The following is a 12550-nucleotide window of genomic DNA, read 5'->3' on the forward strand; positions in this document are numbered from 1 at the left end:
CGCCCTCGTGCCCGAGATCGTGGGGATCGCGCGGGCGACGCGTACTTCGGTACGCGAGTCCGCGGGATCGCCGCGAGGTCGGGTGCGAGGGCGGGTCGCAGCGTCGAGGGGTTCCGGCGGCTGTAAGCCGCCGGAACCCGCAACCCGCGGAACCTACAGGACTCCCGTGAGGTCGAACGGGGGGATGAAGCTCTCCTCGGCGGCACCGCCCTCTTGCCAGAAGTAGTCCTCCACGCCCAGTTCGTCGGCGTAGTCGAGCAGGCGCTCGTAATCGTCGTCGGGCACGCGGTGCGCCAGCTCGGGACAGCGGCGCAACGCCGCGCGGGCGCGCTCGTCGCCCGAAGCGGCAGCGTCGGCCAGCACGGGCGTGTACTGGTTCATGAGCGACAACCGCACGTCGGCTCCGTAGCGCTCGTGAACCAAGCGCACGACGCGCTTCGAGTCCTCCAACGCGTCCGGCAGCATGAGGTGGCGCACCACCGTGCCACGCACGAGGCGCGGCTCGCCGTCCACCTCGTCGAACACCACGGGTCCCGTGCTTCGCACCATCTCGTTGAGAGCCGCGAGGGCCACCTCGGGGTAGTCCGGCGCATGCGAGTAGCGCGCCGCCAGCGCGGCGTCGGCGTACTTGAAGTCGGTGAGGTACGCGTCCACCGCGTCCGCGTTGGCGCGCACGGCAGCCACCGTCTCGTAGCCCGAGGTGTTCCACACCACCGGCAGCACAAGGCCGCGTTCGCGGGCGATGCCCACGGCGGCGCGCGCCTGCGGCGCGTAGTGCGTGGGAGTGACGAAGTTCACGTTGAGCGCACCCTGCGCTTGGAGTTCCAGGCACATCTCCGCGAGGCGCTCGACGCTCACGGCGCGCCCCGCCTCGCCGGCGGCTATCACGGCGTTTTGGCAGTAGCAGCACTTAAGCGGGCAGTGGGCGAAGAACACGGTGCCGCTGCCGCGCTCGCCGCTGATGGGAGGCTCTTCCCAGAAGTGCAGCGCCGCGCGCGCCACCACGAGCGAATCGTCCGCCCCGCACGTCCCGCGCTCCCCCGCCGCCCGGTTCGCCCCGCACGCGCGCGGGCACAAGTCGCAGGAAGCAGGCAGCAGGTCGTTCATGAAACTCCGTCCTTCCTCATGCAAAACCGTCCCGGACAATCCGGCCGGTTGGCCGAGAGGATCGTATCGAAAGCGCCGTCGGATCCCTCTTCGTAGGGCAAGGGCTCTGCCCTTGCCGCTCAACAAGGAACGTTTTCGCAGGTCGACTGCAAGGGCAGAGCCCTTGCCCTACGATGCGGTCGCGAGAACGCGCGGTTCGACGGCTTTTTGCGCGACCCCGTTTTTGCGCAAACCGGAAAAGCAACCGAGGGCCTCGTTCTCGCGCTTCGCGCGAGCGGGCGCTCTGGAGAGCGCCCCTACGGGCAGCCCGCAGAAAGAGGCCGACGGAGGGAACGGCTCGCAGACAACTCGGCCGAGCTGGCCGGAAGGCGTCCCGATCGACCTCTGCGAACCTAGTTCGCCGAGTACGCGCCGAAACCGGAGGGATAGTCGCCGTGGTCGTGGCCGCAGCCGTCGTCGAACCCTTCGTCGAAGCCGTACTCGTCATCCTCGTCCTGGGGGCCGTACGCCTGCTCGGCGCGCGTCCAGTCAAGGCCGTTCTCCGCGCAGGCTGCCTCCTCGCCGTACACCAGGGCCAGCGCGGAGGGCGCCTTGTCGGCGCCGCCGATCACGGCCAACAGCTCCAGCAGGTGCATGCACGCCTCGGCCTGCGGCAGGATGAGGTCCACGTCGTCGGCCGCCATGAGCGCGGCCGAGAGCTCGGCCATGAGCATCTCCACCGTGTAGGCTCCGTCGAAGCGCCCCTCGTTCACCGCGGACAGAACCTGCTCGGCCTCGGGCGTCGTGGCACCGGCGCGCCCGAACGACGAGCCGAACGAGTTCGCCGAGCGTTGGATGGCCCGGTAGAGCGCGTCGGCCTCGATGGCCGACATGATCTGCGCCGCGGTCTGCAGCGTGTAGGCGGCGCGCGCCAGCTGGGCCGAGCCCGATCCGCCCGTTTCCTGCACGGTGCCCGCCAGCGCCTCGAGCACGGGCAGCGCGGCCGCGACGTCATCCTCCTCGCCGCCCACGAGGCACATGAGGTTGTCCCGGCCCAGCGCGTCGGAGGACACCGGATCGGCCACCACGAGCGGGGCCTCGACGGCCGCCAGGTCGCTCACGATGGCGACGGCGTTCAGCTCGCGCGCGAAGCTGGGCGTGGACGCCGACAGGTCCACGAGCACCGTGTGCGGCCGCGCCGCCTGCACGACGCCCTCCTCGTCGAAGTACGCGTCCTCGAGCGCGGTCTGCGACGTGCAGTACGTCACGACGACCGCAGCGCTCGCCACGTCGTCCGTGCGCGCGTAACCCGCCTCGCCCAAGCGCTCCCGAACTATCGCGCCGACGGCGTCGTTTCCGATGTATGCATACCGCTTGTCCATGAACATGGCCCCTTTCCGGGCGCTCGTAATCGTATCGTTGCGTCGTCTGCGCCGTGCGGCGCGCCTACCCCTGCTTGACCTTGCGGGCTATGCGGTCGGCCACCGACATGTCCTCGCGCTTGTCGTTGCCCCAGAACACCAAGGCTATCATGCCGGGACCCACATGCGAGCCTATCACAGGGCCCACGCTGCTCTCAAGAAACAGGATGGAATCGTCTATCTTCGACAGCGCCTCTTTCAGGCGCTCCGCGTCCTTCGGGCAGTCGGCCGTCGCCACCACCACGCACTGGCCGGGATGGGTCTCCGCCACGCGCTTCTGATAGTACTCCGCCAGCTGCTTCACGCCCTTCTTGCGCCCGCGCGCCACACCGGCCAGCGACAGCTTGCCGTCCAGCCCGATGGTGAGCATGGGCTTCACGTCGAGCTTCGAGCCCGCGTAGGCCACCGAACCGGGAATGCGCCCGCCGCGGCGCAGCGATTCCAGATCCTCCACCATGAACTCGGCGTCCACGAAGAAGCGCGCCTCCTCGGCCCACTTCGCCAGCTCCCGGGCCGAAAGCCCCTTGTCGCGCTGGCGCAGCGCCTCGTACACCAGCAGCCCCTCGGCCACCGACGCCAAGCGCGTGTCCACCAGGTACAGCTCCGCATCGGGGTGGTCGGCCATGATCTGCTCGCGCACGAGCACGGCCGCGTCGAAGCTGCCGGACAGCCCGCTGGAGAAGCTCAGGTACACGGTGGGCACGCCGCTTTCCACCGCGCGCTCGAAGGCCGCGCGGAACACCGGCACGGGAACCTGCGCCGTCGTGGGCTCCTCGCCGTCGCGCATGGCCTGGTAGAAGTCGTGCGCCGACGTGGCGCGGTACAGGTCGTCGGCATGCTCGCCGTCGCTCATGACGTAGGGGAACTCGATGAGCTCCACCCCGTCGCGATCCACCACCTCGAACGGCAGATCGCAGCACGAGTCGATGATGAGGTTGCAGGAATGCGGCATGGGGTCGTCAGTCTCCTTCGGAAGTACGCGGTCGGTCTGCTCGCGCCTCGCGGGCGCGCTCACGACGTGCACAGGCGCGAGCGCACCGGCTTCGTGAGCTTGCCGGCAAGGGCGCTGGCGCACTCGTAGGCGATGCCCACGGCCGGGCCCACGTGCAGGCCGATGACCGGGCTCACGGGCAGCACCTGCACGGTGCGCCCGACCAGCGGCTCCACCACCTCGCGGGCCCATTGCACGGCAGGGGCCTTGTCGCCGATGTAGTGCACGACCATGTTCTTCAGGCCGTGGCGCTCCACGTCGTCTTTGAACGTGGCCACGATCTTCTCCAGCGCCTTCTTGCGCGTGCGCACCTTCGCGAGCGTCGTCGCCTCCCCGTCGGACACGGTGAGCACGGGCGACAGCTGTATGAGGTTGCCCAGCAGCGCCGCGGCGCCCCCGATGCGGCCGCCCTTCTGCAAGAACGTGAGCGTCTCGGGCGTGAACAGGAAGCGCGTGGACTCGATGCCCTTGAGCGCGGCCCGCGTGCAGCCTTCCAAGTCCTGCCCGGCGTCGCGCGCGGCGACGGCGTCGAACACCGGCCACGCCTCGTCGTAGCCGCACGAGCTGGAATCCACGAGCGCGTACGAGAAGCCGATGTTGCGAGCCTTCACGGCGCGCGCGGCGCGCACCGCGCCCTCGTAGGCGCCCGAGAGCCCCGTGGAGATGAAGATGCCCAGCACCTCGTCGCCGGCCTGCGCCGCCTGCTCGAACACCGACTCCAGCGTGTGCTGCGAGGGCTGGCTCGACGTGGGGATATCGTCCACCATGTCGTAGATGTCGGCGTAGAACGCGTCCAGGTCTATGTCCGCGTCGGCGAGTTCCCGGCCGTCGCGGTTCACGTACAGCGTTACGATGTCGATACCGGCCTTTCGCGCCACGTCGGCGGGAATGGACGCTACCGAATCGGTGAGTATCTTGATCATGGCACCTTACCTTGGGCTTAGGCGCAGGGAGCGCAAGCTAACCGTAACCACATTAAACTACGCGATGCCGCGCATGCGGGCAACCAATTCGCGGCGGCGCTCAAAAAGACCATATTCGAGGCCGACGGGGTAGGTGTGCGGGTTCAGCATGCGCTTCTGGCTCTCGTCGAGCAGGGCGAGCCCCGTCCGCGCCCGCTCGCGCGCGGCCAGCGCGTCGCGGCCGGAGACGTCGAGCACCACGCTGCCGTCGCGCGCGAGCGGCTTGAGCAGCGTCTCGGAGCACAACCCGGCGAGGTTCTTCTGCCGCAGGTCGTCGGAGGGGTCCACGATGAGCTCGCGCCTCCCGTCGCCCGGCGCGTTCACGTCGAACACCATGTCGCCGGCCAAGCGCCCGCTGTCGCAGTAGAAGTAGCGCCGCACGTCCAGCACGCCCGGCGTGGTGAGCTTGCCGATGGACTCCGAAATCTTCAAGCGGTCGGTCCACTCCTTGTCGCCCGGCTCGCGCGTGGCCGACAGCTTGTACACGCCGCCCAGCGTGGGCTGGTCGAAGGCGCAGGCCAGCTTCGTGCCCACGCCCCACGACATCACCTGCGCCCCCTCGTCGCGGATGGACTGGATGGTGAACTCGTCCAGGTCGTTGGACAGCACGATGCCGCAGTCGTCAAGTCCCGCCTCGTCCAGCATGCGCCGCGCCATCTTCGCGAGCCACGCCAGGTCGCCCGAGTCGATGCGGATGCCGGTGAGCTTCTCGCCGCGCTCGCGCATCTCGAGCCCCACCGTGATGGCGTTTCTCACGCCCTGCTCCACGTCGTAGGTGTCCACGAGCAGGATGCAGTTCTTCGGAAACGCCTCGGCGTAGGCGCGGAAGGCGGAGAGCTCGTCGGGGAACGACATGACCCACGAGTGCGCGTGCGTGCCCGACACGGGGATGCCGAACAGCTTGCCCGCCAGCACGTTGGAGGTGGACGAGCAGCCGCCCACGACGGCCGCGCGGCTCGCCCAGATGCCGCCCGCCGCCCCTTGGGCGCGGCGCAGGCCGAACTCCGCCACAGGGGCCTGGGCCGCCTGGCATACGCGCGCCGCCTTCGTGGCGATGAGCGTTTCGAAGTTCACGCAGTTCAGAAGCGCCGTCTCGATAAGCTGGCAGTCCATGATGGGGCCCGTTACGCGCACGAGCGGCTCGTGCGGGAACACCACGGTGCCCTCGGGCACGGCGTCGATGTCCACGGACAGGCGGTAGTCGGCCAAGAAGTCCAGGAAGGCCGGCTTGAACAGCTTGCCGCCGCCGGGGGCATCGAGCGAGGCCAGGTAAGCGCGGTCCTCCTCCGAGAACGCGAAGCCCTCCACCAGCTCGGCCAGTTGCGCCGTGCCGCAGGCCACGGCGTAGCCGCCCTTGAACGGGTAGTCGCGGAAGTACATGTGGAAGCACGCCTGCGTGGCGCCCTTCCCGCTTTCCCAATAGCCCTGCGCCATGGTGATCTGGTACAGGTCCGTGAGCAGCGCGTAATCGATGTTCATGCGTCCTCCCTCTGTCTCGAGCCGCGCCACGGAACGACCGCGGCACCGTTGCCACCCAAGCGGAGCGACCGCAGCCGCCCGTCCCTCCCCCGCAGAGCAACCACGACCGTCCCACCCGTCATCCTGAGCGGAGCGACCGCAGGCGCCCTCCTGTCGCCCGCACAGAGCAAACGCGATCGCCCCTCGTCTGTCATCCCGAGCGAAGCGACCGCGGCTGCCCATCTGTCATCCTGAGCGGAGCGACCGCAGGGAGCACAGTCGAAGGATCCCGTGCGGCGACAGCCGCGGCGCTTCCCGCTGTCGCCGCACGGGATCCTTCGACTCCGGCGCTGCGCGCCTCCGCTCAGGATGACGATCTGGCGGCTGCGCGCCTCCGCTCAGGATGACAAGCCTCCAGCCAAGATGGCGGCGTCGCGCAGGCCGTCAGCCCTCGCCGCCTGGGCCCTGCGCACCGCCGGCCTTGTGGCTGCGACGGCGGGCGCGGCGATGGCCGCCGTCGCCTCCCGGCGCCGCGGCGCCGCCCTGCGCAGGCGCGCTGCCGCCCTGCTGGCGTAGGCCCGACGACTTCTGGCCGGGACGCGGACCCTGCTTCGCCTGGCCCTGGCCGCCCTTCGCGCCCTGCTTCTTGCCTGCGCCCTGGCCCGATCCTCCGCGGCCTCCGTTCGGGGACGCGGCGCCGTTGCGGCCGCCCCCCTGGCCGCCCTGGCCCTTCTTGCCGCCGTTCTGGCCACCCTTCTTCTGGGCGCCCTGCTTCTTGCCGCCGTTCGAGGCCGCCTCGCCGCCCTGCTTCGGCTTGCGCTTCGAGGAGCCCTCTTCCACCGTCGCGGGCTGGGCCGTGCCATCGGCCGACACCTTCGTGGAGCGGCGCCTGCGCGGCTTGCGGGACTCGCCGCCGCCCGCCTGCGCGCCCGAGCCGGACCCGGAGCCCGCGCCGGAGCTCTTCCCGGAGCCGTTGCGGCCCTTCGAGCCGCCCTTGCCGCCCGAGCCCGTGCGGCGCACGGCCGTGGGGTCGGCCAGCTTGTCCGCGCCCGTGAGCTGCGTGGTGGCGAAGATGGAGCTCTCGCCCGCCACGCCTATCACGGCCTGCGTCGTGGCCTCGTCCCATGCCTCCTGGTCCACGCGGTTCGGGCGGTTCGAGCCCTCCTCGGGCGGATCGAAATCCGCCAGCGGCACCTTCACGGGCTTCTCGCCCTCCACCTTGAGCGACACCACTTCGCGCGGCACGTCCAAATCCACGACCTTCGCCATGCCCGCCGGCGTCTCCACCTGGGAGTTCTGCTTCGGAGCGCGGCTCTTGAAGTCCTTGTAGGCGTCGAACTCGTAGCGCAGGCAGCACATGAGGCGCCCGCACACGCCGGATATCTTCTGAGGGTTCAGCGAGAGGTCCTGCTCCTTGGCCATGCGGATGGACACGGGGCAGAACTCGCCGCCCAGGCGCTTGCAGCACAGCTCCTGGCCGCAATGCCCCAGGCCGCCCACCATGCGGGCCTCGTCGCGCACGCCGATCTGGCGCATGTCGATGCGCACGTGGAAGTGCGCGGCCAGCTTGCGCACGAGCTCGCGGAAGTCCACGCGCTCCTCGGCCTCGAAGTAGAACACGGCCTTGTCGCCGTCGAGCAAGAACTCCACGGACACCGGGTGCATGTCCTCGCTGGCCTCGGCCGCCATCTCCTTGAACACGGGCAGCGCCTCGGCGCTTTTGCGTTCCATCTCCTCGGCGCGGGCCGCGTCCTCTTCGCTCGCGAGCCGCTTCACGGGCTTGAGCGCGGACTTCAGCTTCTTCACCTGGGCCTCTTCGGCCTCGAACACGTCGTCGGCCAAGTAGCCGAACTCCAAGCCGCGCGCCGTGGAAACCACGACCGGGTCGTCCTTCTTCAGTTCCAAGTCGCCCGGGTCGAACCAGAGCGTCTTCGGGTTGTAAGCGAGCCTGATGGGCGCTATCCGAACCATTGCCGATACCTCTCTATCTCATGCGCGCGTCCGCCCATGCGGGCGGGGGCGGTACAGCGCGTCCCTCGTTTCGAAGAGCAGCGCGTCGATGCACGTTTCCGGGGATACATTATACGAGATGGCCTCGTCGCACCGGCGCACGGCCGCCAACGCGGCGGCGGCGCGCGCCTCGTCGGTGGAACGGGCGGCATCCTCGATCGCGCCGCGGGCGTCCACGTTGATGACCAGCTCGGGCGTTTCGGCGCACACGGCCAGCACGTCGCGCAGCCATGAGCGGATGATGGCCGTGAGCTGGCGCAGCGACTCGAAGCTCTTGGCCGTGAGCTGGCGCTTGTTGCGCGCCTCGATCTGGCGTATGGCCGACTTCGCCAGGAAGTCGGCGTTCTCGGCCAGCTCCTCCTCCTGGGCGGCGCGCACGACGTCGAGCGGGGCCTTCGCCAGCACCACGAGCTCGCTCGCCTGCCCCAGCAGATCCCAGTCGTCGGCGTTGCGCAAAAGCGCCAGCGCCTCGAGCACGCGGGCGCGGAACGCCAGGCGCTCGTTGGACTTCAAGAACTCGATGCCGCGCGTGATGGAGCCGTCGCACGCCTCGATGGCGATGCGGGCCTTCTCCAGCGACGCGCCCGTGTTCTGCGCCAGGATGCCGGCGGCCTCGCTGGCCGGGATATGGCGGAACGGCACCACCTGGCAGCGCGACACGATGGTGGGCAGCACGCTCTCCCGCGTGCGGCCGAGCAGGATGAGCACCACGTCGGAGGGCGGCTCCTCCAGCGTTTTCAGGAAGGCGTTGGCGGCCTGCACGCCCAGCAGGTCCACGCGGTCGAGGATGTATATCTTCTTGTCGGCCTGGATGGGCGCGAGCGCCGTGTCGGCCGCGATGTCGCGGATCTGATCCACCAGATAGCCGCCCGCGCCCTCGGGCGCGAAGTAGCGCACGTCGGGATGCTTCTTGCGCATGACGCGGCCGCACGTGTCGCAGGCGCCGCATTGGCCGCCGCGCGGGCCGTGGGGGCCCTTCGGGCACAGCAGCGCCTGGGCCAGCGCGTAGGCCGCCATCGTCTTGTTCGAGCCGGCAGGACCCGTGAACAGGTAGGCGTGCGTCACGCGCCCGTTCGCCACGCTCGTGCGTAGGAACTCGCGCACCTGCGGCTGGCCCAGGATGCCCTCGAATGCGTCGGCCATGATCTACCTCCCCTGGCCCTTGCCGCGCGGGGCGCGGGCGTCCGGCGCGCCTTCGGAGCCGGGGTTGCCCGCGCCGTGCGCAGGGGCACCCTTCGGCGTGGAGGCTCGACCTGGGGAACCGCTGGGTTTGTTCGTCTGCGGCTTGCGTTCTTTGCCGGCGGACTTGCCCGCCCGGTCGTCGCTTCTGCCGCTTCCGCCGCGATTGCCGTTGCCGCCGTTGCGGCTGCCGCCACCACCGTTGCCTTTGCCGCGGGCGCTTCCGCCCTGGCCCCCGCGGCTGCCGCCGGATCGGCCCTTGCCGCCGCCCGCGCGGTTGCCGGAGCCCGCGCCCTGCGGGCGGGGGCGGCGCACGTCGAGCGCCGCGAAGAAGGCCGGGTCGTCCGCGACGTCGGCCATCCAGGGGAACAGGTCGGCCAGCTCGCAGAACACGCGGGCCGCCGTCTTCGACTTCTTCGAGGCCGACTGCACCACGCGCACGCGGTCGGCGTGGTCGCGCGCGAGCGCGAGGAACCCCTCGTTCACGCGCGTGTGGAACTCCTCGCCAGCCATCTCCAGCCGGTCGGCGCCGTTGCGGTGCGTGGCGCGGGCGAGCCCCGTCTTCGCCGTGCCGCCCGTGACCATGAGGATGGTGCGGTCGGGAACCGTGCCCTGGCAGGCGAAGGCGTTCGCCCGCTCGACGAAGTCCGCGTCCAGGCCGCGCCCGTGCACCTGGTAGGCCACGGTGGAGTCGGCGAAGCGGTCGCACAGCACCACGGCGCCGCGGTCGAGCGCCGGTCGGATGACCTCGGCCACGATCTGCGCGCGGGCCGCCTCGTATATGAGCAGCTCGGCCTCGTCGGCCAAGTTCTCGTTCTTCGGATCCAGCACCACGGCGCGCAGCTCCTCGCCCACGCCGGTGCCGCCGGGCTCGCGCAGGCACACCACCTCGCGGCCGCGCTCGCGCAGCTTCTCGGACAGGAAGCGGATGTGCGTCGTCTTGCCGGCGCCCTCGCCGCCCTCGAACGTTATGAAGATGCCGCGAGGGGCATCGTTTTCCGGAAATTCCTGCGTCACGGTGTCTTTTCGATCCTAACGGTCAGCGTCGATAAGGCGGCGCGCTCAAACGAGGTCGTACACGTCGCGCCCGCGCACGTCCACGCCCACGAACACGGGGAAGTCCACCACCTCGATGCGGCGCAGCGCCTCGGTGCCAAGGTCGTCGTACGCCACCGTCTCCGATGATGCCACGCACTTCGCCAGGTAGGCCGCAGCCCCGCCGCACGCCACGAAATAAACGGAACCCGTGGCCGCGCAGGCCTCACGCACCTCGGCGCTGCGCCGGCCCTTCCCCACCGTGGCCGCGATGCCCGCGCGGTGCAGCGCCGGCGCCGCGAAGTCCATGCGGCTGGCCGTGGTGGGCCCGACCGCGCCGAACGGGCGACCGGCAGCCGCGGGCGTGGGACCCGCGTAGAAGATGGCTTGGCCGTCCAAGCCGTAGGGCAGCCGCCCGCCGGCGGCTTCCAGCTCGGCCATGAGGCGCACGTGCCCTGCATCGCGCAGCGTGTACAGCGGCCCCGTGAGCAGGCACGCGTCGCCCGCCTCCAAGGCGGCCAGCGCGTCGCGGTCGAACGGCAGGGTCAGGCGGATAGGATCGACGCTAGCCACGACGCACCCCCTCGCCTTCGTCATCCCGAGCGGAGCGACCGCAGGGAGCGGAGTCGAAGGATCCCATGCAGGCCGCCAGGCCAGACGCGCAATCGAGCGGCACGCTCCCGTCCTCTTCCGCAGCGCTCGACGCTGACGCCGCGCGGGATCCTTCGACTCCGCGCTGCGCGCTGCGCTCAGGATGACAAAGGCCTTCCTCGGCAGCCAAGTCCACCGTGCATCTCCTCATGGCGGAGCAGCCCATGTTGATGGCGAGCGGCAGCGCGGCGATGTGGCACGGGGCCGTGGCCACGCGCACGGCCAGCGCCGTCGTTCGGCCGCCCAGGCCGCCGGGGCCCACGCCCGTGGCGTTCACCGCCGCGAGCAGCTCCTCCTCCAACGCCCGCACGCGCGGGTCGACTGCGGGCTCGTCCACCGGGCGCATGAGCGCCCGCTTCGCGAGGCCGGCCACCTTGTCGAACGTGGAGCCGATGCCGACGCCCACCACGAGCGGCGGGCAGGCGTTGGCGCCCTTCTCGCGCACGCAGCGCACGAGCTCGTCCACGATGCCCTGCTTGCCGGCGCCCGGCACCAGCATGACCACGCGGCTCGCGTTGTCCGAGCCGCCGCCCTTCAGCATGACGTGCAGCCGCGCCGCGCCCGGCTCGTCCACCGGGTGGACGTCGCAGAACGCGGGCGTGTTGTCGCCCGTGTTCGCGCGGTCGAGCACGGCGTCGCGCACCACCGACTTGCGCAGGCGCGCCTCGCCGTAGGCGCGAGCGACCGCGTCGTCCACGTCGGCGAACACGTCGCCGGCCGCGAGGACGCCCGGCCCTATCTCCAGGCTCACCCACACCGTGCCGGTGTCCTGGCAGATGGGCACGCGATCCTCCCGCGCGATGCGCGCGTTCTCCACCAGCTGGTCGAGCACAGCCCGCCCGCGGGGGTTGTCCTCAGCGGCGCGCGCCGCCTCGAGCCCCGCCGCGATATCGGCCGGCAATTCGCAGGCAAGCCGCGGGATGGCTGCGTGGACGGCGTCCGCAACCTGTGATTTCGTGATGATGGTTTCCATGCCAAAGATTATAGCGCAAGCACTGCGCCCGCCGAGCGAAATGCCGCAAGCGCGTCCAACCCTTCGCCCGTCCTCCAGAACGAGAGCCGCGCAAGCGATTCGCTCGAAAGCGCGCAAACCCCTGATGCTTGATGCTCGGTGTAGGCATTCCACCTCGCCGGTCTGCCTCCGCCGGGAAGCGTCAGATCGGAAGAACGGCGTCCGCAATGCCGCACGGCGCCGTTTCGAGTAGGACGACGTTTCTGCCCCCATCGCCAGACATCGCAGACTCTTGCGCAATTCCGGCATGCCCTGATGTCGAAGCGCCATTGACAAGCCCTTGCGTAGCGCCCGACGGCGATCTGACACCACGCAGCCACGAACGGGCTTATGCCGAACTTGGTTTAGAAGCGGATGGCATGCTTTCCTGCGCGAGCTGCCCGAAGACCATGAAACCTCCCGTCTCCATAAGCCCTATGTCAAGCCACCGCTGACATTCCACAAGCCAGCGCATTGTCGTTCTGAGCGAGCGGAGCGCTCAGCAGTCCGGCGGACCGTCGAGGCCCCGGGCACGCGGAGCGGGCGCGGGGAGGCCCCGCGGAGCGGGGACGGAGGATCCCACGCGGCGCCAGCCGTAGCGCTTTCGGTTGGCACCACACGGGATCCTTCGACTCCGGCGGCTCGCGCCGCCTCCGCTCAGGATGACAATCTGGCCGGGTGCGCAATGCTGGTTTCATATGACCGATGATTCGTCAATAGGCAAAAGGCACCCAGCCCGTCCGGCCGGACGGGCTGGGCATCGTCT

General features: G+C 70.0%; 10 protein-coding genes. All 10 read right to left on the reverse strand.

The genetic code is table 11. From position 1 onward, the window contains the following. Positions 1-153: 153 nt before the first annotated feature. On the reverse strand, positions 154-1107 hold the full coding sequence (locus HCH03_RS16040; RefSeq protein WP_221690306.1) for a radical SAM protein: 954 nt from the start codon (positions 1105-1107) through the stop codon (positions 154-156). A gap of 392 nt (positions 1108-1499) precedes the next feature. Continuing rightward, positions 1500-2468: an NAD(P)-binding domain-containing protein gene (locus HCH03_RS16045; RefSeq protein ID WP_221690307.1), complete on the reverse strand. Its 969-nt coding sequence runs from the start codon at positions 2466-2468 to the stop codon at positions 1500-1502. Positions 2469-2532: 64 nt separating this feature from the next. Beyond that, the gene (locus HCH03_RS16050; protein ID WP_221690308.1) at positions 2533-3459 is read right to left on the reverse strand and encodes a DegV family protein; all 927 of its coding nucleotides are present in this window, start codon (positions 3457-3459) and stop codon (positions 2533-2535) included. Positions 3460-3518: 59 nt separating this feature from the next. Then, positions 3519-4421 carry a DegV family protein gene (locus HCH03_RS16055; protein ID WP_185904744.1) on the reverse strand — a complete coding sequence of 301 codons (903 nt, stop codon included), beginning with the start codon at positions 4419-4421 and terminating at the stop codon, positions 3519-3521. Between the two features lie 57 nt (positions 4422-4478). Beyond that, positions 4479-5939, reverse strand: coding sequence for a nicotinate phosphoribosyltransferase (locus HCH03_RS16060; protein WP_221690309.1), 1461 nt, complete (start codon positions 5937-5939; stop codon positions 4479-4481). A 423-nt stretch (positions 5940-6362) separates the two neighbouring features. After that, positions 6363-7889 carry a PSP1 domain-containing protein gene (locus tag HCH03_RS16065; RefSeq protein ID WP_221690310.1) on the reverse strand — a complete coding sequence of 509 codons (1527 nt, stop codon included), beginning with the start codon at positions 7887-7889 and terminating at the stop codon, positions 6363-6365. A gap of 18 nt (positions 7890-7907) precedes the next feature. Continuing rightward, the gene (locus HCH03_RS16070; protein WP_221690311.1) at positions 7908-9071 is read right to left on the reverse strand and encodes an ATP-binding protein; all 1164 of its coding nucleotides are present in this window, start codon (positions 9069-9071) and stop codon (positions 7908-7910) included. Positions 9072-9074: 3 nt separating this feature from the next. Then, a complete protein-coding gene (gene tmk, locus HCH03_RS16075; RefSeq protein WP_221690312.1) occupies positions 9075-10124 on the reverse strand; it encodes a dTMP kinase in 1050 nt (349 codons plus the stop codon). A gap of 45 nt (positions 10125-10169) precedes the next feature. Further along, a complete protein-coding gene (locus HCH03_RS16080; protein ID WP_221690313.1) occupies positions 10170-10715 on the reverse strand; it encodes a fumarate hydratase C-terminal domain-containing protein in 546 nt (181 codons plus the stop codon). Continuing rightward, positions 10708-11766: a fumarate hydratase gene (locus tag HCH03_RS16085; protein WP_221690314.1), complete on the reverse strand. Its 1059-nt coding sequence runs from the start codon at positions 11764-11766 to the stop codon at positions 10708-10710. Before HCH03_RS16085 ends, HCH03_RS16080 begins: the two co-directional genes overlap by 8 nt. Positions 11767-12550: the final 784 nt, after the last annotated feature.

The sequence above is a fragment of the Gordonibacter massiliensis (ex Traore et al. 2017) genome (assembly GCF_019731765.1).
Classification (GTDB): domain Bacteria; phylum Actinomycetota; class Coriobacteriia; order Coriobacteriales; family Eggerthellaceae; genus Gordonibacter; species Gordonibacter massiliensis.

Bases quoted from the DNA above. Each gene is read 5' to 3' on its own strand.
- HCH03_RS16040 (WP_221690306.1), bottom strand. From the start codon at position 1,107: ATGAACGACCTGCTGCCTGCTTCCTGCGACTTGTGCCCGCGCGCGTGC.
- HCH03_RS16045 (WP_221690307.1), bottom strand. From the start codon at position 2,468: ATGGACAAGCGGTATGCATACATCGGAAACGACGCCGTCGGCGCGATA.
- HCH03_RS16050 (WP_221690308.1), bottom strand. From the start codon at position 3,459: ATGCCGCATTCCTGCAACCTCATCATCGACTCGTGCTGCGATCTGCCG.
- HCH03_RS16055 (WP_185904744.1), bottom strand. From the start codon at position 4,421: ATGATCAAGATACTCACCGATTCGGTAGCGTCCATTCCCGCCGACGTG.
- HCH03_RS16060 (WP_221690309.1), bottom strand. From the start codon at position 5,939: ATGAACATCGATTACGCGCTGCTCACGGACCTGTACCAGATCACCATG.
- HCH03_RS16065 (WP_221690310.1), bottom strand. From the start codon at position 7,889: ATGGTTCGGATAGCGCCCATCAGGCTCGCTTACAACCCGAAGACGCTC.
- HCH03_RS16070 (WP_221690311.1), bottom strand. From the start codon at position 9,071: ATGGCCGACGCATTCGAGGGCATCCTGGGCCAGCCGCAGGTGCGCGAG.
- HCH03_RS16085 (WP_221690314.1), bottom strand. From the start codon at position 11,766: ATGGAAACCATCATCACGAAATCACAGGTTGCGGACGCCGTCCACGCA.